Origin of the sequence: Olivibacter domesticus (assembly GCF_900109575.1) — a bacterium.
GTDB classification, from domain to species: domain Bacteria; phylum Bacteroidota; class Bacteroidia; order Sphingobacteriales; family Sphingobacteriaceae; genus Olivibacter; species Olivibacter domesticus.
This window is the reverse complement of the sequence record NZ_FOAF01000008.1, coordinates 183175-205920: the sequence shown is the minus strand read 5'-3', so window position 1 is coordinate 205920 and position 22746 is coordinate 183175. Positions and strand designations below refer to the sequence as shown.

Here is a 22746-nt window from a genome sequence, read left to right as displayed (position 1 = left end):
CACATATTAAATGCAGGTATATAAATTCGGAGGAGCTTCTGTAAAAGACGCTGATGGGGTTAGAAATGTAGCGCGGATAGTAGAACATTATAAAGATCAACAGCTTGTTATTGTCGTTTCGGCAATGGGAAAAACAACCAACTTGTTGGAAGAGCTTACCAAAGCATATTACAATGGTGCAACTGTTCAAGACTATTTCGATAAAGCCAAGCAATTTCACAACCAGATTCTCGAAGAACTATTTGAAGACAAATCAAACCCCATTTTTAATGATGTAGCCAACTTCTTTGTCGAAATCGACTGGATAATTGAAGAAGAACCGCAAGATACCTTCGATTATCTTTATGACCAGATTGTTTCTATAGGAGAGCTTATTTCATCACGGATTATTGAAGCCTATCTTAAAAAAGTTCATATTGATAGTTTATGGGTCGATGCTCGTAATTATATTCATACAGATAACAATTTTAGAGAAGGAAACGTTGATTGGAATAAAACAGAGCGCAGTATTCGCTCATCCATTCCTACATTATTAGAGAAAAACATCCTGGTAACGCAAGGTTTTATTGGCAGTACCTCTGAAAATTTCACCACCACTTTGGGTCGAGAAGGATCGGATTACAGCGCCGCCATTTTTGCCTCTTGCTTGGATGCTGAAATTGTTACCATCTGGAAAGATGTACCGGGTGTTTTAAATGCCGACCCTAAGTGGTTCGATGCCACAGAATTGATTCCTGAATTATCTTATTTAGATGCTATCGAATTAACGTATTACGGAGCCACCGTCATTCATCCGAAAACAATAAAGCCCTTACAAAATAAGGGAATTGCATTGGCTGTCAGATCATTTGTAGATCTTAACAATAATGGCACTATTATTCGAACAACGAATAATACACTCCCTGTATCATCTTTTATCTTTAAGGTAAATCAGGTACTTATTTCAATTTTACCGAAAGACTTTTCTTTTATCGTTGAAGATAATTTCAGTCATATTTTTAATGTTTTTGCAAAACATCGTTTAAAGATCAATATGATGCACAATAGCGCTGTCAGTTTTTCTGTAAGTGTTGATTATGATGAGCAAAACATCGTCTCTCTAATAAAGGAATTAAAAAAACAATATGATGTAGAATTTCAGCGGGATTTGGAGCTGGTTACTATAAGATACCATAATCAACAAACCATAGAACGTGTGCTTCTTAACAAAGAGGTAATTATGCAACTTCAGGACAACTATACTTGTCAAATGTTGATCCGATCGGTTGAAGGTAATCGATTAATTGAATAAGTAGCGTGATTGCATAATGGGTAAATAACCGGCGAATGAATAAAGCAATATTAAAACGTGAAGTACAGAAGTTTCTGCATGAGCATCTTGAAGAACAACCTGCTGCGATTGCTTTACGCAAAAGCCCATTCAATGACGTAACGTCGACAGAACTTGCGGCTCAATTAGATGGTCTTAGACGAAGCCGCAAGAAACTTCCTCTTTGGTTTGATACGCCAGGTATTTATTTCCCTAGTTTACTATCCATCGAACAAAGCTCCTCTTCTCTTACAGGCTTGTATAAGTGCAGACTTATTGGAAAAGGTGAAATATTAATCGATCTTACTGGAGGGTTTGGCGTAGATAGTTATTATTTTTCAACAAAAGCAAAAGAAGTTATTCATTGTGAACATAATGTACAACTTTCGCAAATCGCCGCACACAATGCCCATCAATTGGGTGCCGATAATATTTTCTTTCAGGCTGAAGATGGCATAGCTTATTTAACATCCTTGAACCTCCCAATTTTAGATACTATCTATATTGACCCCTCTCGGAGGGTAAAACAACAAAAGGTTTTCCGCTTTCAAGATTGCGAACCCGATGTGGTCGACCAATTGCCTATGTTTTTAAACAAGGCGAAAAAAATCTTGATAAAAGCGGCTCCCTTATTGGACATTAAAGCAGCGTTAAAGGAGCTTCAACATGTCAAAGAAGTGCACATTATAAGCGTTCAAAATGAATGCAAAGAATTACTCTTCTTACTTGAATCTAACCATGCAAAGGCTGTAAATTACTTTTGCACAGCATTTGACAAAGACGAAGAAAAGCAATTTGTATTTACAGCGCAACAAGAGCAAGAAAGCAAACCGAATTTCAGTGATCCAAAAAAATACCTGTATGAACCTGATTCAGCTCTTTTAAAGGCCGGAGGTTTCAAATATACGGCCATAGCCTTCAACCTTTACAAGCTCCATCAACATACACATTTATATACTGCTGACACGTTAAACAACACATTTATAGGCCGTTGCTTTGAGGTTGTGTTTACCGAACGTTATGCCGATTTTAAAAAGAAAAAAGAACCTTTAAAAGCAAATGTTACAACAAGGAACTTTCCGCTAAAGCCGGACGACCTGAAGAAAAAGCATAAAATAAAAGATGGCGGTGCCAACTACCTCTTCTTTTGCACTGGTCTCCAAGATGAACTACTAGTTGTCCATTGTAGAAGTGTAAAGGAATAAATGTTATTCTATTAATTCGTCTTGATGCTCCAAGCCGTCAATAGTTTTACCTTCTAATCCGCTTACTCCTCCCGAAACCACTAATTTCATAGCATCGGTAGCACTCATTTTTAGCGGGGTAACACGTTTGGCATTTACCACGCAAACTTGACCTGCAAAAGAGTAAGAGTAAGGAAAGTACACAATCACATCATTTGGAAGGTCTATTTTCTTTAGATCATGCTGGGTAAGGAAACCGATTTTCCTCAATCCCGTTTCATTTATTTCAACTAAAACGGGCTCATTAAATTTCTTTTCATCGCCTACAAAAGCTTCAGTAAAATCCTTAATTGAAGAATACAGCGTATTAAACAAAGGTACTCTGTTTAGCAGTTTGGATAATCTGTTGATAATGGGTTCTGTAATGAAATTTGTGACTACCACACCTGCTAAAATTAGAATCAATATCATAATGATGATCCCCAAGCCCGGTATATATAGTGGTTTCCCGAAGTCATCTCTAATTAACCAGCTTAAATTCAAGGCAGAATCTATTGTTGCCACAATCCAGAAAATAAGTAACAAGGCTCCAGCAAGTGGGACTAAAAACAAAACTCCTTTAATAAGGTAGTTTAATAATAACTTAAAAGTTTTATTTGACATTATTTTTTCTAACATAAGTTATTCATAATAATAAACGCGCTTAACACGTTGTGATATTCCAGTTAATACTTCATAAGGAATGGTCCCTATACTTTTAGCAATACACTCAACTGATATGTGCTCCCCGATAACCATTACCTCATCTCCTTCTTCAGCTGATACGCCTGTTATATCCAACATGCACATATCCATGCAAATATCGCCAACAGTACGGACTTCCTGCCCATTAATCAGCATCTTTCCAACCCCATTTCCTAATCGACGGTTATAACCGTCTGCGTAACCTATTTTTACCGTAGCAATCTTCCCTTCACCATCAAGGTGCCCATTTCTATTGTAGCCTATTGTTTCACCTGCCTTTATATGCTTAATTTGTGTAATACTTGTTTTTAGCTGTGCGCCTGGATGCAAAAAAAGGCCATTGCTTGTGTCGCTTCCAATACCATACAGCCCTATTCCCAATCGCACCATATCTAATTGTGCCTCCGGGAAGCGTACAATAGCTGATGTATTTGCTATATGTCTTATAAAATCATAACCAAGGCCTCTTTGAAAGGTCGTTGTAAACTCAATAAACTTATCAATCTGCTGCTTGGTAAAAGCATCGTGCTTTTGATCACCGCTTGCGGCAAGATGAGAAAACACACTTTTTACGATAACTGTTTCTGTTTCTTCAAGCACAGATATAAGCTCGTGCTGATCTTCATTCTCAAAACCTAAACGGTGCATACCAGTATCCAGCTTAATGTGTATCGGATATTTTTTTTCTCCTTTATCTCTTGCTATTTTTATAAAATCTCTCAACTCACTAAAACTGTAAATCTCCGGTTCCAATCGGTGAAGTATCATTTGATCAAAGGTTTCAGCTCCTGGGCTCATTACTACAATAGGTAGTTCAATACCAGCATTCCTTAACGTAATGCCTTCATCGGCATACGCAACCGTTAAGTAATCAACTTTATTGAATTGTAAAAGATTAGCAATCTCAAAACTCCCACTGCCATAAGAAAAGGCCTTCACCATTACCATCAATTTAGCACCCTTTGTTAAGAGGTTCTTATAACTATTGAGATTATGCTCTAGTGCATTCAAATTTATTTCCAATGTCGTTTCATGCGTCTGCAAAGCAAGCACCTTACTAATACGCTCAAAACCAAAAACCCGTGCACCTTTGATAAGGATCGTACTATTTTGAAGCGCTAGCTGTCCTAAAGATTGAATTAATTCTTCTGTAGACTTAAAAAATTGAGCGTCCAATTGAAACAAATGCGCATATTCCGCAAGGTGTGACCCCACTCCTAGTAAGCGATCAATCTGTTTATCTTCCATTAGTTTAGCAAGCTGCTTATATATTTTATTAGCATCTTGTTCATTAATAGCAATATCCGAAAGAATAACCGTCCGAAACGGATGTTGCTTCTGTTGTCTTAAGAAATCCAATGCAATGGTTAATGAAGACATGTCATTGCTATAAGAATCATCTATAATAGAACAATTATTAATACCTTTTTTCAGTTCCAAACGCATACCAACCCTTTGTAATCTTGGCATTCTACTTGCAATAGTTGCGGTTGTATACCCCAATGCTAACATAACCGCCCAGCAACAAACAGCATTTTCTATGGAAGCCTTATCAGTAAAAGGTATGCTGAGCCTCAATTCCTGCTTATTATAAATTGCTTTCAAGATAACTAAATGTCCCTCTTTATGCGATTCTATAATGGCAAGGTCGCCACTCCCCCCTTTTAGGCTCCAACTAAAATGTTTATTTCCTGGCACAGTGAAATCATTATCTAAATAGTCTAATGAATAAATCACTTCCTCTGCTTCTTGAAAAAGACTCATTTTTTCCGATACCTTTGATGCTGGTGATGAAAAACCCTCATCATGAGCAGCACCAAGATTTGTAAAAATACCGATGTTTGGCTTTACCATAGCTTGTATAGTTGCCATTTCGCCTTCTTTGCTGATTCCTGCTTCTATAATAGCCAAATTATGCTGACTATTCATTTGCCAAAGAGAAAGAGGTACTCCAAGTTGAGAATTAAAACTTTTTGGGCTTCTTACAATATTATAATCTGGTGATAATAACTGATACAACCACTCTTTAACGATCGTTTTCCCATTGCTCCCCGTAATGGCAATAACCGGATAATGAAACTGCCTACGATGATGTGCTGCTAACTCTTGTAAAGCCTTCAACGTATCGTCCACAACAATCAGATTGCAATCGGCCAAAAGCTCCTCTTTGAAGCCCTCCCTTTTTAATACAAAGTTCCTAACCCCAGCTTTATATACCTCCTGTAAATACTGATGAGCATCCCGACGGCCACTGAGTGCAAAAAATAACGCATGCCTGTGGTTTGTTAATTTCCTGCTATCATAACACAGTGTCTCAATTTCCGTAGTTGGCTCTACTAGCTTTCTCCACTCAGCTCCTACAATATTCGCTATATCAAGTGCTGTATATATGGTATCATTCATGGTAAAGATCTATTCTGTTTATCGGATATTATATTATTATGTGGAGTCTTAATCCTAAACGTTCCGCTCAGCAAAATTGATGATTTTTTTAGCAATGCCACAATTTTTTACGATTTTAGATAAATGGATCAGGAGTCAAGGGAAAAACAGCTTAAATTAACCCCCAATCAGGCAAAATTAAAGGCGCAGCAATTTTGTGCCTATCAAGAAAGAGCGCAGCAAGAGGTAAGGAATAAACTATATAACTGGGGCCTTTATACCAATGAGGTAGAAGAAATAATAGCCGATCTTATTACCGACAATTTCTTGAACGAAGAACGATTTGCTTATGCATTCACTTCCGGAAAATTCAATATAAAAGCTTGGGGGAAATTAAAGATAAAACAACAGCTCAAACAGAAAATGGTTAGCCCACGGCTGATAAAAGAAGCACTCGAAAACATAGATAGTGATGCTTATTATAGCAAACTTGAAATGTTATTAGAAAAAAAAGCGATCCTTTTAAAAGAGAATGACCCCTTCAAACGGAAAAATAAGTTAGCGCAATATGCGGCAGGTAAAGGATACGAAAGTGACCTAATTTTTGACATACTGAATAACAATAACTTATAAATTACTTTACATTTTTTTAAAAAATAATTTGGTAGAAATGTAAAACTGCCTATATTTGCATCACCAAAACGGAAAACTGGTAATCATTACATGAAAGCTAGTAGTACAAGCGAAAGTAGCTCAGTTGGTAGAGCGCAACCTTGCCAAGGTTGAGGTCGCGAGTTCGAACCTCGTCTTTCGCTCCGAATCCTTTCTATAAAGAAGGGATTTTAGCTTTAAGGCTAAAGCTAAAACAATGCTGAAGTGGTGGAACTGGTAGACACGCAGGACTTAAAATCCTGTTCGCCCTAAAGCGAGTGCGGGTTCGATTCCCGCCTTCAGTACATAAGGAAACATCCATTATATGATGTTTCCTTTTTTTATACCCCTAAAAATTTGCGTCCAAAGTTTTAGCTCCCAATCTTCACCCTACGCCACCATAATAAAGCACCTGTAATAGAAAGCAGCCCGGGTAATAAACCAACAAGCACATACAACACCTTAACAGGAATGCCACCGAAATCACCTACATGAAGAGAAAAAAATGTTGCTTCCAGTTTTTTACCTACATCTTTTTCAGCTAAACGTTCTGTTGAGACAATTTCACCGGTAGTAGGATTTACTGATACGGCATTAACATTGCCAAAGATCGCAGCTTGACCTTTCACCTTCCCGCTTGCCCGGAAATTTTTTCCAGGCTGGGTAGGTAAATAAACTTTATTGATGATCAAATCAGGCATCTGTTTTTGGGTTTTTAGAAGCATCATGTCCATAGACTGCATCGATAAGGTATTCATTGGGCATAAAACCGTTTGTCTTTTCCAATATTCTGGATCAAGGGAGAATTTGTTCATCCAGAATCCGGTAAAGAAAATCACTACCTGAAAGATCAATGCCCAGACCCCTACAAATCGATGGATACCAGATGATATCGTGCGCCAGTTTTTCCATTTGATTTTCACTTTAAAGAGAAGGACTTTCCATACGTACTTCCTGTAAATGATAATCCCTGTAATTGAAGACAAAAGCATGGTGATTCCAAATATTGTAGCCAGCAGCAAGCCGGGAATACCCAGTTGAAAACTCCAATGAAATTGCACCAGCCAATGCAGGAAACCTGCATTTAGATCCTTCAGATTGCCTTCTCTTAAGATCCGTCCAGAATAGGGGTCAATACTCATCATTCCCAAGTCGTATGTACTCAGTTTTCCATCATTCTGATAGAGCCGAAATTCATAAGCTTCATTCGTGGCCGCATCAGGATTTAGCCACGCTATCCCCGCAAGTCGAGGATGTTCCTCACCAATCTTTCGGTAAATGGTATCCAACGACATCACCTTTCCCGTTGGTTTAACGTGAAGAAGGCCTGAATGAAGCGCCAGATCAATCTCCTTTAAAAACACAAGTGCAGAGCCGCTCAATCCAAGCAACAGCAGAAATATACCGCTAATCAGACCGAGCCAACTGTGCAAAGAGAAAGCCAGTTTGGTGGCATAGTTTCTTTTACTCATCGAATTTGATAGCTTACTCCCACTCTAATATTAAAAGGATCTCCCAGTCCACCAGTAGTCGTACCTGACCTGCTGCCGGTAAAGTAATGCTTATTTGTGAGGTTATAGGCATTGATTTGAAGGTTATAGCGCCCTCTCTGGTAATTGATGGCTGCATCAAAAACAGTGTATTCAGGAAATATAAAGTTTTGATTGCTGATCAGTCCGACCTGATCACTCACATAACGGACACCAGCCGCCAATCCCAAACCTTTAGCCACTGAAGTTCTCAAGTTATATTTCAGCCAAAGGTTGGCAATATGCTTAGGTGCATTTGCAAAGCGGTCACCTTTTTTACCATAGGCACTTGTACTCAATACGACGTGCTCATTGTAAGCATATCCTCCAATAATGTTGAAGTTTCGAATGGTTCCTGTTGCCGAAAATTCAATCCCCCTACTACGGGTGCCATCAATAGCCGCCTGTCTATGGGAGTTTTCTTCCGTTGGTGCGGCAGTAAGGATATTGGCATAATTGATCTGATATAGCGAAAGCGTAGTCGACAGTTGTTGGTTAAAAAGATGGGCTTTTGATCCCAGTTCATATTGTGTAGCCGTTCTGGTAGGAAATGGGCCTCCTGAAAGCGCATTATTAGACGTTTGAGGATTGAAAGATTTAAGGTAAGTGCCATAGATAGATACATTTTCCTGAGGCAGATAAACCATTCCGATCCTTGGTATCCAACCGGAAGCCTGGAGTTCATCTCCCTGCTTATTGTCTCGCGCCGAAAGAGGGGTTTCTTTACCATTATAATTGTCATACCTTAAAGAGAGTAAAAGCTTAAGCTGCTGTCCTAAACTAACCTGATCCTGAACGTAGGCACCAATAAGATTGGTGATACGCTTATTATCATCCGACTCTTCCGCAGGTAGCGAAGCTGAGGGGATATCGTTGCTATAGTCTGGGTTAAAAATGGAAATTCTGGTAGACTCCTTATACTGGTAGTCGTTTTTTGTCCAACCATAGCGATTGTAGTCGGCACCAACAATAAGCTGATGTCTTAATGGACCGGTTCTGATATTATAGGTAGCATAAGCAGTAGTTTGCAAACTAAAACGATCCGTTTCCCAATCCTGATATCCCCTACTGATAGAATCGTTCCGGATAGATCCTACTGGGATATGATCGGTATAATCCAGCACGTTTCTAACAGCTCGTTGAACAACAGTTAGTTTAAATTTTTCATTAAAAGTATGGTTAAAACTAAGCGTGGCAGATGCGTTATCCGTCTTCCCATAATCGGTTGGACTTTGAACAGTCAGGTTATCGGGATAATAGTTAAAATCAAAAGTACCATCAGGTTTAGGCTGAATGAACGTTCCATTATCATACTGATGAACTGCCTTTTGATGCGCATAGTTGACTTCCAGATTAAGATTTGTTTTATCTGAAAAAAGATAGGTTAGCGATGGCGCCAGAAATATATTTTCTTTATCTTGGTAATCACGGAAGCTTTCTGATTTATCATATCCGATAATGGCACGATAAAGTAGCTTTCCATTTTTTGACAGCGGACCAGTAAAATCTGCCGATACCCGACGAAAGTTCCAGCTTCCCAACGACAAATCAACACTATACTTGCTTTCCGCCATTGGTTTTTTGGTGATAAAGTTGATCACTCCACCAGGGGCGCCCTCGCTAAACAGGGCTCCAGAAGGTCCACGAAGAAGCTCGACAGATTCTATGTTATATAATAAAGGCTGCTGGCTCCATAAAAAGAGGTTTCCCCTTATGCCATTATACAACAAAAAACTGGCATCATTAGGTGAATAGGCTGTAAATCCACGCATATTAAATGAGCCATTCCCATTGTTAGCTTTCATACCAGTAAAAGAACTTGCGATCTCATTTAGGGTAAAAGCTTGTCGGTCTCGTATCACTTCTGAAGATACCACCTGTACCGATTGTGGGGTAGACAGCAATGGAATATCCATTCTGGTGGAGCTTTCAGAATGCTGCACCTGATAACTTTTTCCGGTCGTATTGATCACAACTTCTGTCAATTCCTGTTTACTTTCCGATAGCTGAAGATTTAAGAACGGATTTTTTCCGGCTGTAATGATCAGGTTTTGTTTTATGGCAGTAAAACCGAGACTGGAGACTGTTAACACATAGGTACCAGGCGAAATAGCAGTAAAGTCAAAATTCCCATCCAGGTCGGTTATGGCACTCATTCCGGACTCCTGCAATTGAACGGTGGCTCCTGAAACCGCTTCATCTTTGGCGGTGACAATACGGCCTTTTAATGTTCCTAATGGTGGTTGGGCAAAAGATTTAGCGCTGATAAACAGCAGCAGTAATATACTGAAGGTTTTAATTTTCATTTAAAAAATAAGATTGTTAATGAACGCCCACCGCCTTCACTTTTGCCTGCGGTGATATTTCATTTTTATGCAATACGATTTTAGACGCTGTTCAAGTCGGATTGACTGGGACTTTTCACATCAAAATCTACCATCGAACAGCATACGCAAGGCACGCAATTCAGCTGATATATTTAAAACGATGGGAAAATTTAAACGAATAAATTCCGGGGTGGTTTAAAGATGTCGTTAATAAAAACAGCGGTTTTAAAGCTAAGGTAAAAAGCGTTAAAATTTGGACGAGTTGTGTCAATTAATGATTCACTGAACTCAAGTCGATTCATTTTGTAAAAAAACAACACATTGGCCTTTTTCTGGATTTCAAGTCGTTGCTTCTCCTCGTTCTGTTCTGCCTGTTTAAGTTTTTTTGCAAGCACGCATCGACCGTTACAATGCATTTCCGGTTTATCCTTATTTTCACATAAAGCAGTAGCGATGTAATCCTGATTAAGTTTAAAAGCAAGGATTACACCTAGCTTATTAAAGGACTGTATCGTCATTGTCAGAAGTATAAAAAAACAAACCGATCTTTTCAACTTTTGTGTGTATTAACGGCTGCAAAGGTATTATTTTAATACCGCTCTTAAAAGCGAAATCATATTTTAACTTGACCCTTCTATTGTTTGGCTTCTTCTATTTAAAGTCTTAATCGGATGTGGATCTTTGAGAGTCCTATAGAAAACAGCATCATTGCCACTGCCCAACCTATCGAACCCGAAACAGCCAAAACCATGCTTACCTCTTGTTTATAAAAGAAAAGTGGTATACTCCACCCCCAACAAATAAAATAGATAACATCGGGAGCTAAGTATGTAGTGAGCGAGTTTTTTCCGGCAGCTTGGAACATCCACGCCCAGTTGCTTTTTCCTTTAACATCCACAATGAAATAAAGCAAAGCATAAACAAGCATGCTCACGCCATTACAAATCATAGCCCAGCTGGGGGTACCTTGAATTTTAGAGATAATAAACCACTTATGTAATACCAACCCCATTAGTAAACATGCTATTCCAAAACTAGTAACCACTAATATTATTTTTTGACTGCTCGAATCTTTTTGACTCAACATTAAACCTATTAGTGATCCTGCCAGCACAATGGAAGGTATATTTCCATCGAGTATCACACCGAATACGGGTCTTAAAAAAGCAAACAATCCCAGCAAATCGACTTGTGCAAGGATATTTAAAATGACAAACACTCCCCAAAGAATCGCAATTAACCCTATTCTTGCATTTAAAATTAAACAAGCCGTCGCCGCAACAAAATACCCCCAGCCTATCAAACCTAATATGCCCCACCAACCTACCTCCATCCAAGAAACATGTTGGGGGTCCCCACTTCTGAATATGAAGCTTAAAAGAAGGAGTCCTGCTATTCCTATAACTCTAATAATTAAGAATAATGTTTTTAATGAGGGTTTATCTGGGTACATATTCCATATCAAAAAGATAGAAACGTATAAGAGTATTGCCCAAACATTTCGGTCTATTCCACTTAGATCAGCATTAATTCGACCAATATTAAGTATTAAAATGCCAATAAGCAGCAAGCTCAGCGTGCGCGTTATAATATGTCCAAAAATCTGCATTTTCTGTTGGCCGCTTTTCTTCCGAGACGCGATGGCATATGGAACAGACATCCCTACCATAAATAGAAATCCTGGGAATACCCAGTCGGCCAAACCCATTCCGTCTGTTTCTGCTTTGGTATGTACGAGCCATTTGGGTACTCCAAGTTCATATAAGTCATTCACAAAAAGCATTAGAAACAGCGTTAATCCACGCATTATGTCAATGGAAAGTATTCGAGTTGGCTTAAGCATTAGATTTTATAAATTTAGTCAATAATTTTGGTCAAATACATTCTCCCATCAGACAAGAAATGTCAGTACTAAAGTAAAAAATATGTATCAATTACCACTAAAACGCATTTATTTTTGCTAGAAAATACCTCAATTAAAAATTTATCTATAGATTCGTTCCTCTTTCAGTAAAATGAGAGATTATATGATGGATTTAGATTCAAAGGAAAAGTATATAGATATAAAAAAGGTCATCAGTGGTAAGAACAAAACACTTGCCAAATGGATGCCGGGCTTTGTGATGCGCTATATAAAAAGAATCGCTCATGAAGATGACATTAACGAGATAATGAATGCAATTGGTCATTTACATGGACTAGATTTTGTTCGTGGAGGCCTTGATCAATTGGATACCAAAGTCATCGTCAAGGGAATTGAATATGTTCCACCAACTGGTGGTTGTATATTAGCGGCAAACCACCCTTTGGGCGGCCTTGATGGGATCGCTTTTTTGAAAGCCGTAGGTATGGTAAGAAGCGATATGAAATTTTTAGTAAATGATGTGCTCTTAAATATCGAAAATTTTCATCCCCTATTTCTCCCGGTCAACAAACATGGCAGCAATCCAAGAAAGTTTATGAAGCTTATTGATGAGGCATATGCCTCGGAAGAAGCGACATTAGTTTTCCCGGCTGGGCTCGTATCTCGAAAACTTTCCCGTGGAATCATTGCAGATTTAGAATGGAGAAAAAGCTTTATATCGAAGGCAATTAAATATAAAAGAGATGTAATACCCGTACATATAGGTGGTAGAAATTCTAATTTTTTCTATAACCTTTCCAAAATTAGAAACATGCTCGGTATTCGTGCGAATGTCGAAATGTTTTATCTAGCAGATGAAATGTTTAACCAACGGGGCAAATCTATCACTGTAACCTTTCATAAACCGATACCTTATACTACCTTTGACGATAGCAAAACGCAACAACAATGGGCAGATTATGTAAGGGCGCGCGTTTATGAAACAGAAAAAAAATAATTGCAGAATGTTCGGGAAATGTAGACGGATATTTTCTCAAAAATCGTTAGATTTTTTGATATCACCAAAGTCATCATTTTAATAGAATAATTTACTTGTAGCAACATAAAATTAAGTCAGTAAGAAATTTTTTATTTTAAACAAATAAATCTTCTTTTACTATGTTTCAAATTGTTATGTTTAAAAGAAAAACAACGTTTAATAAATTAACGGGGTTTTAAGATAAAAAAAAGAAAAAGTACGATCAAATAGTATGACAGAATTGATACCAGCCGTTGACCCTCAACTCATTCAGGACGAACTGACTCCGAGCAGGTTTATACGGCATACTAGTAAGAATGAAAATCATATATATCTAATTACTCATAAGGAGGCCCCGAATGTGATGTTAGAGATTGGACGTTTAAGGGAATTAACTTTCAGGGAGGCTGGTGGTGGCACGGGTAAAGAAGTAGATATAGATGAATTTGACACCTCTACTCATCCATATAGTCAGTTAATTGTGTGGGATCCTGAGGCGCGGGAAATCATTGCAGGGTATCGCTTATTGAAATGTATTGATGCCGAACGAAATGAACAAGGCGAAGTGCTAACCGCAACAACTCACTTATTCAACATATCTAAAACATTTCAGAAAGAGTACCTCCCCCATACCTTAGAACTTGGCCGCTCATTTGTACAGCCAAAGTATCAAGGAACAAATGATTCGGCTCGAAAGGGCATTTATTCTTTAGATAATTTATGGGATGGCTTAGGGGCAATAGTGGCGATGAATCCTGATATAAAATATCTTTTCGGGAAGGTAACTATGTATCCCAGTTATAATATGGAGGCCAGGAACATGCTTCTTTCATTTATGCATCATTATTTCCCAGACGACATTGGATTAGTAGTGCCTATCGAACCACTCATCAGCCAAGAGGAGTTGGCACCTTATGATGCGATGTGGAAAGATCTGACCTATAAAGAAGGTTATCACACACTTAACTGGTGGGTACGGAATAAAGGAGAAAACATACCCCCTTTAATTAATTCTTATATGAATTTAAGTGCCACCATGAAAACCCTCGGGACAGCGGCGAATGATGAATTTGGTAAAGTAGAAGAAACGGGAATTTTACTAACATTAGACGATATCTACGAAGCGAAAAAGAACAGATATATTCAAACGTACGACGCTTTTAAAGATTTCGACCGACCGCCGACGAAGTAGCGTGTAAATTTGGGTGGGAACGAAACAACAATGGGTTTTTTAGCATATAAATTAGCCTATCACCCATTGTTGCACTTATAAATCAAATCGTTTATCAATTAAGGTGTTCCACTCAGTTATTGATCCTTTATTGATTCAATTTTAAAATCTTCAAAAATTACATTAAAAGGCTTCTTACCAGGTGCAGCAGCAACAGGTCCTATTTGAACCTTTCCTCCTTGTTTAAAGTAGGCTAAACGAAGCATTTTAAAATCCTTGTTATCAAAAGAGTATTCTATCTGCACATAATCACCTTTTCGTAACAAGGTAATCCAAATGCTTTTGGGGCTATCATCGCGCGGTACTACAGACCAGTCAGATACCTCACGTGTCACAACCGCACTTACATTTTGCACCCCATCCACATATTCAATACCGGTTTTGATCCAGTTTTTTTCATCTGTTCTAATCATTAAACCAGCTTGATGAAATAATTCAGTATACGCGCCGGTAACCTTAACACTTGCTTTAAAATCACCATTTTGTTCAGCAAAGTAAAAAGGGCCGTTATCTCGTTTAAAACCATAATGGGTTATTTGCCAAAAATCCGTATTCGGTTCAACAGTAAATGAAATACGATTTTCCTCATTAGACCAAACCTTTGGTTCATTAAACCACTTCATAACAGCTTTTGTCTGTGCCTTCGTATTAAAAATTGTTCCTATCAGTAGGATTGCGAGTAAATTCGTTTTTTTCATGAAAGATATTGTATTGCTTTTTTACAAAAAAAAATATTTTTTTACGAAAACAAACGAATCGAGGATATATTAATTTCCGCATAATTTATTTAGTTCTTTGCTTTTTTTGGGAAGATTCTCTTATCACTAGCGTGTTTTTCAAAATGATGTTTACTGATTGATCGTGACTAGCTAATTTATTTGTGAGTTTATCCAAAATTAGCGAGATAGAATTACTGGCAATTTCATTAATAGGTTGGGAAATGGCGGTGATAGAAGGACTAAATAATCTAAACATATTATTATCATCAAAAACAATTACTCCCAAATCGTCAGGAATAGTTAATTTCAAATTCCGAATAGCCTCTAAGCCATTTTCTGCTATATAGTTTGTAGCGAAAAAGACAGCATCTATATGCCTATGAGAAGTTAAAAAGGTTTCTATTTCCTGGATACTATGTAATTTATCATCATGGTATTTAATCCGTTTAATGATATAGGGTGCTCCTATTTCAGACATCGTCTGAAGATAACCTCGCTCACGTTCCAACATTTGTACTTGATCAGAAGATAAGGTGATAAAAGCGATATTTTTAAAACCATTTGATACAAAATGCGTCATGGCTTCGTATACGCTATTAAAATTATCGACTATTATATTGTCCGTATATAAGCCGGGAAGGGTTCGATCAAATAATACAACAGGAAATCCATCTTTGATCAACTCGTTAATCTCGTTCTCTATGGCTGGTGGTGGTGCAATAATGTAGCCATCTACTCTGCTATTTTTGTAAACCTCCAGCATTTCTTTGGCTTTTTCTGTATTATTTTCGGTACTACTGTAAACGATCTTGTAACCCATTTTATATGCTTTCTCTTCTATTTGGCGAGCAATAGCCGAAAAAAAAGAGTCTGAAATATCCTCCACTAACATGCCTATTATTCTGGTCTTACCACTTCGTAAACCTTGCGCATATTGATTCGGTATATAACCTACTTGTTGAATATAATCAAGTACACGTTTTTCGAGTTCCTGGCTAATTTGGATTTTGCGTGCCTTGCCGTTCAACACAAAAGAAACAGTTGTTTTGGAGACACCTAAAGCTTTTGCGATGTCTCCAATAGTTATTTTCTTTTTTGCCATTAATTAGTTAAACAAAATGAAGCGCTTTATTTAATACCTAATTCTTTTTGTATCTGCTCAAGACTTTTTCCCTTGGTTTCGGGCATCACTTTCCATATAAATAAGAAGGAGATTAACATCATTATTCCATAAAAAATAAAAGAGTAAAAGCCCCCTCGCTCACTACCTTCTACAATGATTGGAAACAACCAAGAGATAATCGCTGCCATAATCCAATGGGTAAAACTTCCTAATGAACCGCCCTGTGAGCGTACTGAATTTGGAAATATTTCTGAAATAAACACCCAAATGACAGCACCTTGTGAAAACGCAAAAAAAGCAATAAAGCCAATTAAATAAAAAATTACTGTTTGATCTGCCTGATGAGGGTTACTAAATGAAATAGCTGTAAGAGTCAAGAACACCACCATTCCAGCTGCGCCCGTTAATAGTAGACGTTTACGTCCGAATTTATCTATAACAGTCATTGCTATCGCTGTAAAAAGAAAATTGGCGAGCCCAATATATACAGACTGTTGAAACGCATCTGCCTTATTAAACCCAGCCATTTCAAATATTCTTGGCGCATAATATAAAATGGCATTTATACCAGAAAGCTGATTAAACATAGCCAATAAAATTGCATAGAAAATAGGCTTATTATACTCGCCATTGAACAGACGCTCCTTCACTCCAGCCGCTGCCAATGCATGTTCTTCCTTAATCAATGTTGCAGCGCCAGGCTCTCCCAGTCGTTCAAAAACAACTTCCGCTTCCTTATCTTTACCATTCAAGACCAACCAACGTGGGCTTTCTGGAATAAACTGCAATAATATAAAAAACACTATTGCCGGCAGCGCCATTATACCAAGCATGTAGCGCCAAGAGTCATCACCGCCATACCCCGACAATAAATAATTAGTCAAATAAGCAATGAGGATACCTGCAACGATATTAAGTTGAAACATACCAGCTAAACGCCCCCTGCTTTTTGCGGGAGATATCTCTGCAATATACATGGGGCCTACAACGGAAGAAGCGCCTACTGCTACTCCACCTAAAAACCGAAATATCACAAAAAGCAACCATTGTTGCACGACTGCGCAACCCACCGCTGATAGCAGATAAAACAGCGCAATTACTAATAGAACCTTCTTTCTACCATAATGTTGCGCAGGAGATCCAATGATTAATGAACCGAGTACCGTTCCGATTAAGCTGGCAGCAACCGTAAAGCCCAGCCAAAAGGCATCTAAGTTCCAAAAATCTTGAATTGTTCGCTCTGCTCCCGATATAACGGCTGTTTCAAAACCAAAAAGGAACCCTCCAAGGGCTGCGATGAGTGCAATACGTGTTGGATATGTTATCATAATTCAATTAATAAATGGTTATTTATGTTTAACTGGCTCTAAATCTTTAAATAAGAAAGCCGCTCCAATAATGGCAGATTGTTCCCCCTGTAAAGCTAACTTAACCTTTGGCACAATTTCCTGAGCAGCTAACATGGCACTCAATTGAGGCAAAAATAATTGATGTGCTTTTGAAATATTACCACCAAAAACTAACGTATCTACTTTTTCCCTTTTGATATAAGGAGCTAAAAAGCTTGTCAAACAATAAGCATATTCTTCAAAAATAAGGTCGGCAATTTTATTATTCCCTGCCATTCTTGTTAACGTTTCAACACCATCCACTGTTGTTCCACTTAATTCATTATATCTTTTTATGAACCAGCGGGTAGTAAAAAAATCATCTGCAATACTTGTTTGATAAGGCTCGCTTCCTAAATTAAGATCTGCTGTTTTTCCTTCGTGACTGAAAGCAGCTCCCATCCCCGTACCTAAGGTTAACCCTAGAACACGTTCGCTAATATCGACAAGTCCTGTAGCTACTTCTCCATGCAAAAAGGCCTCTGCGTCATTTCTAAATAAGACATGACTAGATGGAATATTTAATATAGTTACCAATTCATCTTTAATATTTGCGCCATACAAGCTTTCATATTTATCCAGTCCTTGAATGTAAGCAATACCCTTCTCATAATCAAAAGGGCCTGGCATAGCTAAAGCAAGTTTTGTAGGTCTCTGCGGCAAAGAGCAAAAAACCGTTTCCAGCGCATTTAGCCATGTGTTCAAAATTTCATCTTTCGATGCTTTACTGTTTACACGCGTTCGGAATGGTTTTTCATGAACTATTTCGGCTGACGAAAGATTTACCGGCGCAACCGTAATGTGGGAACCGCCAATATCTGCCGCGATGACAACTTCTTCATTTAACGGATTAGGGATTGTCTGCATCGTGTTATTCTATAATATAATTATCATTTATAATTTATTAGCAATCAAAACTAATAAACCTAAACCGATTTAGGAAATATTTTTACAAATGACTTTCAATAGCCACAAAAGATGCTTGAAAAGAATAAAAAGACGGTATTCAGGTTCAACATTCGAATCTTTTTCCTACGCTGAGCGTGTTCTATATGCTTCGTAATTTATTAGTACCCTTTATAAGATAATATTTAGATATTTTCTATAAGTTTGTTTATAGATTTTTCCTATTTTTAAGGCAACAAACAAGTTTCCAATGCTTCACTAAAAGTCATCTTTGCTATATATAAATTAATAAGAACTAAACAAACAATCTTAAAACAACATGGCAAAATATTCTATTCAAGTAAATGGTAAAACGCATGAAGTGGACGTGATGGATGACATGCCATTGTTATGGGTTTTACGAGATGTACTAGCTATGAAAGGTACAAAGTTTGGTTGTGGCAAGGCGCTTTGCGGTGCATGTACAGTCAATTTAGATGATACGGCTATCCGATCATGTAGTTTTCCCATTTCAGCTGTAGGAAAAGGTAAGATTACCACTATCGAAGGGATATCAGAAGAAGGCAATCACCCCGTCCAGCAAGCTTGGGAAAAATATGTTGTTCCGCAATGTGGTTATTGCCAAACCGGCCAGATTATGAATGCTGTAGCACTTTTAAAAAGCAATTCTTCTCCATCCGAACAAGAAATTGAACAAGCGATGCAAGGTAATCTTTGCCGATGCGGGACATACAACCGTATTAAAGAAGCTATTCTCAGCGTAGCCGCCGAAAGTTAACACATTTACTTAAAAGATTGTTGATTCCATGAATATTCTAGCACCTTTTCAAAAAAAGTCAAAAGATGTAAGTTCGCAAGTGTTTAAAGCATCCAGAAGAGATTTCATAAAAATCGGTGGAATGTTAACCGGCGGATTGGTACTTGGTATAAATTTCTTCAGTTGCAATGAAAAAGGAAAGAAAATCTCCACTTTAGCTCCTAATGTATACCTAAGAATTACGTCTGATGGCGAGGTCGTCATTATTGCGCATCGATCAGAAATGGGACAAGGTATCCGCACTTCCCTTCCCCTTATTGTTGCAGATGAGCTGGGAGCCAACTGGAGTAAAGTACGTATTATTCAGGCAGAAGGAGATGAAAAGACCTATGGAAGTCAGAATACAGACGGTTCTTTTTCTGTCAGAATGTTCTATAAACCCATGCGTGAAGCAGGAGCCATAGCGAAACTACTACTCATACAAGCTGCTGCCCAAAAGTGGGATGTACCTATAACAGAATGTGATACGGAGAATAGCCAGGTAATTCATAAAACATCAAATAAATCAATCGGCTTCGGGGAGCTGGTAGAAACTGCAAAAAATTCACCCATCCCAGCCCTAAAAGATATAAAGCTCAAAGATCGAACTCAATTTAATATGATAGGCCATCAAACGCCTATTATAGACCTGCATGATATTGTTAGTGGTAAAGCCATTTTTGGTATCGATGCTGTAGTAGAAAACATGAAAATAGCGGTAATAAAACGCTGTCCGACCTTGGGTGGAAAAGTAAAATCATTTGATGATAAGAAAACACTCAGCATACCTGGTGTAATAAAAGTTATCCCGATTAAAGGAGGAGACATTCCACCTACGATCGAAAAGCCTTTAAGCGGTGTAGCGGTAATTGCTGAAAATACCTGGGCTGCTATTAAAGGGCGCGATGCGCTCGAAGTAGAATGGGATTTAGGACCTAATGCTCAATATGATTCAACTAAACAGCTGGAAGAATTGACGCAAGAAGTACAAAAAAGTGGAACATTGAGAAGAAATCGTGGCGATTTCAATAAGGCAAAAGCGGGTGCCAAACAATTAATTGAACACACTTATATTGCGCCTTATTTAGCTCACGCTACCGTAGAACCGCCTAATGCCTTAGCGGTAATAAAGAATGGAAGCTGTGAGATTTGGGCGCCTACCCAGCATCCACAAGGCGCTAGAGACGCTGTTGCTAGTGCGCTCGGTATAAATGCCGAAAAGGTAAAAGTTAACGTAACGCTATTGGGTGGTGGTTTTGGAAGAAAATCTAAGCCAGATTTTATCGTAGAAGCTGCGATACTTGCCAAAGAATCTGGATTGCCTATTAAAGTACAATGGACCAGAGAAGATGATCTCCACCACGACTTTTTTCATGCTTTAAGCGTGCAAAGAATAGTGGCTACAATAGATCAAGACAATAAATTGAGTGGTTGGAACCACCATATCGCCTATCCTTCAATTAGTGCTACTTTTGATGCAGCTGTATTACAAGCAGCAGATGGTGAGTTAGGCCAAGGAGCAACTGATTTCCCATACAATGTCCCGTCTATAAAAGTAGAAACCCATGATGCTAAAGCACATCTACGTATTGGTTGGCTCAGATCTGTACGCAACATACCTCAGGTGTTTGCGATCGGCACGATGCTCGATGAGATAGCAGAAGCTCGCAAGATGGACCCAATAGCCCAAGCACTGGAATTATTAGGTGATGACCGAAGCATTACCTTTAATGAAGAGATGGTAAATGGTACTTATACAAACTATGGCGAAAATATTTCAGACTACCCATGGGAAACAGCACGGATGAAGAATGTTATCCAACGTGTGGCAAAAGAAGCTGGCTGGGGCAAAAAGCTGTCTTCCGGATCGGCACTTGGATTTGCGGCTCATAGGAGCTTTTTAACCTATGTGGCTTGTATTGTAGAAGTTTCTGTAGATAGCAACAAAAAAATCAGCATTCACAATGTCCATTATGCAGTAGATTGTGGAACAGCCGTGAATATTGATCGAGTGAAATCACAATTTGAGGGCGGTGCACAATTTTCAGCGAGTTTAGCACTGAAAAGTGAAATCACTGTTAAAAACGGCAGGGTTGTCCAAAACAATTATGATGGTTACCAAATTATCAGAATGCCCGAATCTCCAAAGCAAATTCATGTACATATTATCGACAGTGAAGCAAAACCAACAGGCGTAGGAGAACCACCTGTTCCGCCCTTTACTCCGGCGTTATGTAACGCTATTTACGCCGCTACGGGTAAGCGTATTTATAAATTACCTATTGATTTGACTAGTTAGAATATATAAAAACCCACATTAAGTGGGGGTTCGCCAAAACTAAAACTACGTATCCTGATCATCTTTATCATGCCTGCCCGGTTTTATGTCCTGACTGTTCAACCCCTCTCCTAAGGATTTTTTGTCCCTAGCATTTCTCCGCAGATACAAAATTAGCGAGACGATTACAACAGTCAACACCAAAGCAATTATGAAATAATTGATCATAGTCCGCTATTATTAAATTGTTACTATTAATTTAACCAACAAGTAAGCGGTTTGTTCTTATATCACTATAATAGAAACAATTACCTTAAAGCAATTTCTATTCATTATCAATAAATGCATCTCCCCCAATAAAGATCATGTTAGTGGTAGGTTTTGGGGGGCGGCCTGAGGCCCCTATTGCGAAAGATCGATGAATTTCTTTTCCATTAGTATAGTGGAGAATTAGTGTATGGCCCTTTATCTTATAGGTACCTGCATGCTCGCTTTTTTTCCAAGCAGCAGCATTCGGTGTAGCGATTCCGGTATTCAGCCCCTCAGTAAACAGATTATCATCTAAGAAACGAATCTTACTGATGGCTAATGATTGTGTACCATTACCATAATCACCTCCACTGGTACGTTCGTATTGTTGTTTTAGTTTGAATGTATCTTCATAGCCAAAGGCGGGAAACCAGTTACCTTCGCCTAACTTATATCCGTGCGTTTTACCTTTGCTATTGGTAAGAAAGTAAGTTCCATTTGTTAAGTTCCACCTTCCCCACGCTTCGGGCTTTTTAATTTTAGAAACTTCTATATCCAATTCTTCCAGCGGTTCTTCTCCTACTTCAAAATAATCACCGTTCTTAAAAAGTGCAATTGGTTCAAAAACAATAGAGACCGGATAGCCACTTACTGATCTGAAGAACCATCCTTCCACTTTAGGCATTTCCTGGTTAGCCATTTGCCTTTTAGGAGTATTCCCAAATATAACGGCACCAACGATCAATGCCATTAGAAAAATAATACATTTCCGTTTCATTTTATTTTTTTTGTGAAAATCATATATGCAAAGATATTTTGCTTTTGAATGAGAAACCATCCCAGAATACCCTGAATTTACAATTGAAAGACAGTCTTTTCCATTCGACTTTCCTTCTATCCAAAAGCTCGTCCGTGATAATTAAACACCTGCTTAATTATTTTTTTGTATCTTTGATGAAAACCATACTTACTCTGTCTCCAGACCTACCTTTCTCAGGTCTTCCTTCATTGTAATCCAGGTCGATTTAAAATTTAAACTTTAAAAAAA

The 22746-nt window shown here is 38.2% G+C and carries 19 protein-coding genes and 2 tRNA genes; 9 read left to right on the top strand and 12 right to left on the bottom strand.

Features of this window, described 5'->3' with window-relative positions; genetic code table 11:
- Positions 1-10 precede the first annotated feature (10 nt).
- Together BMY50_RS22240 and BMY50_RS22235 are read left to right on the top strand one after the other, a co-directional pair.
- Positions 11-1291 (top strand): aspartate kinase, encoded by a 1281-nt coding sequence (locus tag BMY50_RS22240; protein WP_093329273.1) that lies wholly within the window; start codon positions 11-13, stop codon positions 1289-1291.
- A 35-nt stretch (positions 1292-1326) separates the two neighbouring features.
- Entirely contained in the window at positions 1327-2514 is a 1188-nt protein-coding gene (locus tag BMY50_RS22235) for a THUMP-like domain-containing protein (protein WP_093329271.1), read from the top strand.
- Positions 2515-2517: 3 nt separating this feature from the next.
- On the opposite strand, the gene BMY50_RS22230 is transcribed toward BMY50_RS22235, so the two are convergent.
- Both BMY50_RS22230 and BMY50_RS22225 read right to left on the bottom strand, forming a co-directional pair.
- The gene (locus BMY50_RS22230) at positions 2518-3156 is read right to left on the bottom strand and encodes a DUF502 domain-containing protein (RefSeq protein WP_093329395.1); all 639 of its coding nucleotides are present in this window, start codon (positions 3154-3156) and stop codon (positions 2518-2520) included.
- Between the two features lie 18 nt (positions 3157-3174).
- Entirely contained in the window at positions 3175-5640 is a 2466-nt protein-coding gene (locus tag BMY50_RS22225) for a bifunctional UDP-N-acetylmuramoyl-tripeptide:D-alanyl-D-alanine ligase/alanine racemase (protein ID WP_093329268.1), read from the bottom strand.
- 123 nt (positions 5641-5763) lie between these two features.
- Between BMY50_RS22225 and BMY50_RS22220 the strand changes: the two genes are divergently transcribed.
- The 3 genes from BMY50_RS22220 to BMY50_RS22210 all read left to right on the top strand — a co-directional run bounded on the left by BMY50_RS22220 (position 5764) and on the right by BMY50_RS22210 (position 6575).
- Positions 5764-6252, top strand: a complete 489-nt coding sequence (locus tag BMY50_RS22220; protein WP_093329266.1) for a regulatory protein RecX — start codon at positions 5764-5766, stop codon at positions 6250-6252.
- Positions 6253-6361: 109 nt separating this feature from the next.
- Positions 6362-6434: transfer RNA gene (locus BMY50_RS22215), tRNA-Gly, on the top strand.
- 55 nt (positions 6435-6489) lie between these two features.
- Positions 6490-6575 (top strand) — tRNA-Leu (locus BMY50_RS22210).
- A gap of 66 nt (positions 6576-6641) precedes the next feature.
- On the opposite strand, the gene BMY50_RS22205 is transcribed toward BMY50_RS22210, so the two are convergent.
- The 4 genes from BMY50_RS22205 to BMY50_RS22190 all read right to left on the bottom strand — a co-directional run bounded on the left by BMY50_RS22205 (position 6642) and on the right by BMY50_RS22190 (position 11969).
- On the bottom strand, positions 6642-7742 hold the full coding sequence (locus tag BMY50_RS22205) for a PepSY-associated TM helix domain-containing protein (RefSeq protein WP_093329263.1): 1101 nt from the start codon (positions 7740-7742) through the stop codon (positions 6642-6644).
- Complete coding sequence (locus BMY50_RS22200; RefSeq protein ID WP_093329260.1) at positions 7739-10105, bottom strand: TonB-dependent receptor; 2367 nt, start codon at positions 10103-10105, stop codon at positions 7739-7741. Before BMY50_RS22200 ends, BMY50_RS22205 begins: the two co-directional genes overlap by 4 nt.
- 191 nt (positions 10106-10296) lie before the next feature.
- Positions 10297-10644 carry a hypothetical protein gene (locus BMY50_RS22195; RefSeq protein ID WP_093329257.1) on the bottom strand — a complete coding sequence of 116 codons (348 nt, stop codon included), beginning with the start codon at positions 10642-10644 and terminating at the stop codon, positions 10297-10299.
- Positions 10645-10781: 137 nt separating this feature from the next.
- Positions 10782-11969 carry a DUF5009 domain-containing protein gene (locus BMY50_RS22190; RefSeq protein WP_093329254.1) on the bottom strand — a complete coding sequence of 396 codons (1188 nt, stop codon included), beginning with the start codon at positions 11967-11969 and terminating at the stop codon, positions 10782-10784.
- Between the two features lie 184 nt (positions 11970-12153).
- Between BMY50_RS22190 and BMY50_RS22185 the strand changes: the two genes are divergently transcribed.
- Both BMY50_RS22185 and BMY50_RS22180 read left to right on the top strand, forming a co-directional pair.
- On the top strand, positions 12154-12987 hold the full coding sequence (locus BMY50_RS22185; protein WP_238383855.1) for a 1-acyl-sn-glycerol-3-phosphate acyltransferase: 834 nt from the start codon (positions 12154-12156) through the stop codon (positions 12985-12987).
- Positions 12988-13240: 253 nt separating this feature from the next.
- Positions 13241-14200: a GNAT family N-acetyltransferase gene (locus tag BMY50_RS22180; RefSeq protein WP_093329251.1), complete on the top strand. Its 960-nt coding sequence runs from the start codon at positions 13241-13243 to the stop codon at positions 14198-14200.
- A gap of 116 nt (positions 14201-14316) precedes the next feature.
- Here BMY50_RS22180 and BMY50_RS22175 read toward each other — a convergent pair whose 3' ends face one another.
- The 4 genes from BMY50_RS22175 to BMY50_RS22160 form a co-directional block, all read right to left on the bottom strand.
- Positions 14317-14937, bottom strand: a complete 621-nt coding sequence (locus BMY50_RS22175; protein WP_202907910.1) for a DUF1349 domain-containing protein — start codon at positions 14935-14937, stop codon at positions 14317-14319.
- Positions 14938-15022: 85 nt separating this feature from the next.
- Positions 15023-16060 (bottom strand): LacI family DNA-binding transcriptional regulator, encoded by a 1038-nt coding sequence (locus tag BMY50_RS22170; RefSeq protein ID WP_093329249.1) that lies wholly within the window; start codon positions 16058-16060, stop codon positions 15023-15025.
- A 26-nt stretch (positions 16061-16086) separates the two neighbouring features.
- The gene (locus BMY50_RS22165) at positions 16087-17409 is read right to left on the bottom strand and encodes a sugar porter family MFS transporter (RefSeq protein ID WP_093329247.1); all 1323 of its coding nucleotides are present in this window, start codon (positions 17407-17409) and stop codon (positions 16087-16089) included.
- 18 nt (positions 17410-17427) lie between these two features.
- Positions 17428-18336, bottom strand: a complete 909-nt coding sequence (locus tag BMY50_RS22160) for an ROK family protein (RefSeq protein WP_093329245.1) — start codon at positions 18334-18336, stop codon at positions 17428-17430.
- A 358-nt stretch (positions 18337-18694) separates the two neighbouring features.
- On the opposite strand from BMY50_RS22160, the gene BMY50_RS22155 reads away from it, so the two are divergent.
- On the top strand, positions 18695-19153 hold the full coding sequence (locus BMY50_RS22155; RefSeq protein ID WP_093329242.1) for a (2Fe-2S)-binding protein: 459 nt from the start codon (positions 18695-18697) through the stop codon (positions 19151-19153).
- A 28-nt stretch (positions 19154-19181) separates the two neighbouring features.
- The gene (locus BMY50_RS22150) at positions 19182-21470 is read left to right on the top strand and encodes a xanthine dehydrogenase family protein molybdopterin-binding subunit (RefSeq protein WP_093329240.1); all 2289 of its coding nucleotides are present in this window, start codon (positions 19182-19184) and stop codon (positions 21468-21470) included.
- A 45-nt stretch (positions 21471-21515) separates the two neighbouring features.
- Here the strand turns inward: BMY50_RS22150 and BMY50_RS28200 are convergent, their stop codons facing one another.
- Together BMY50_RS28200 and BMY50_RS22145 are read right to left on the bottom strand one after the other, a co-directional pair.
- The gene (locus tag BMY50_RS28200) at positions 21516-21677 is read right to left on the bottom strand and encodes a hypothetical protein (protein WP_162276651.1); all 162 of its coding nucleotides are present in this window, start codon (positions 21675-21677) and stop codon (positions 21516-21518) included.
- Between the two features lie 97 nt (positions 21678-21774).
- Positions 21775-22476, bottom strand: coding sequence for a hypothetical protein (locus BMY50_RS22145; RefSeq protein ID WP_093329237.1), 702 nt, complete (start codon positions 22474-22476; stop codon positions 21775-21777).
- Positions 22477-22746: the final 270 nt, after the last annotated feature.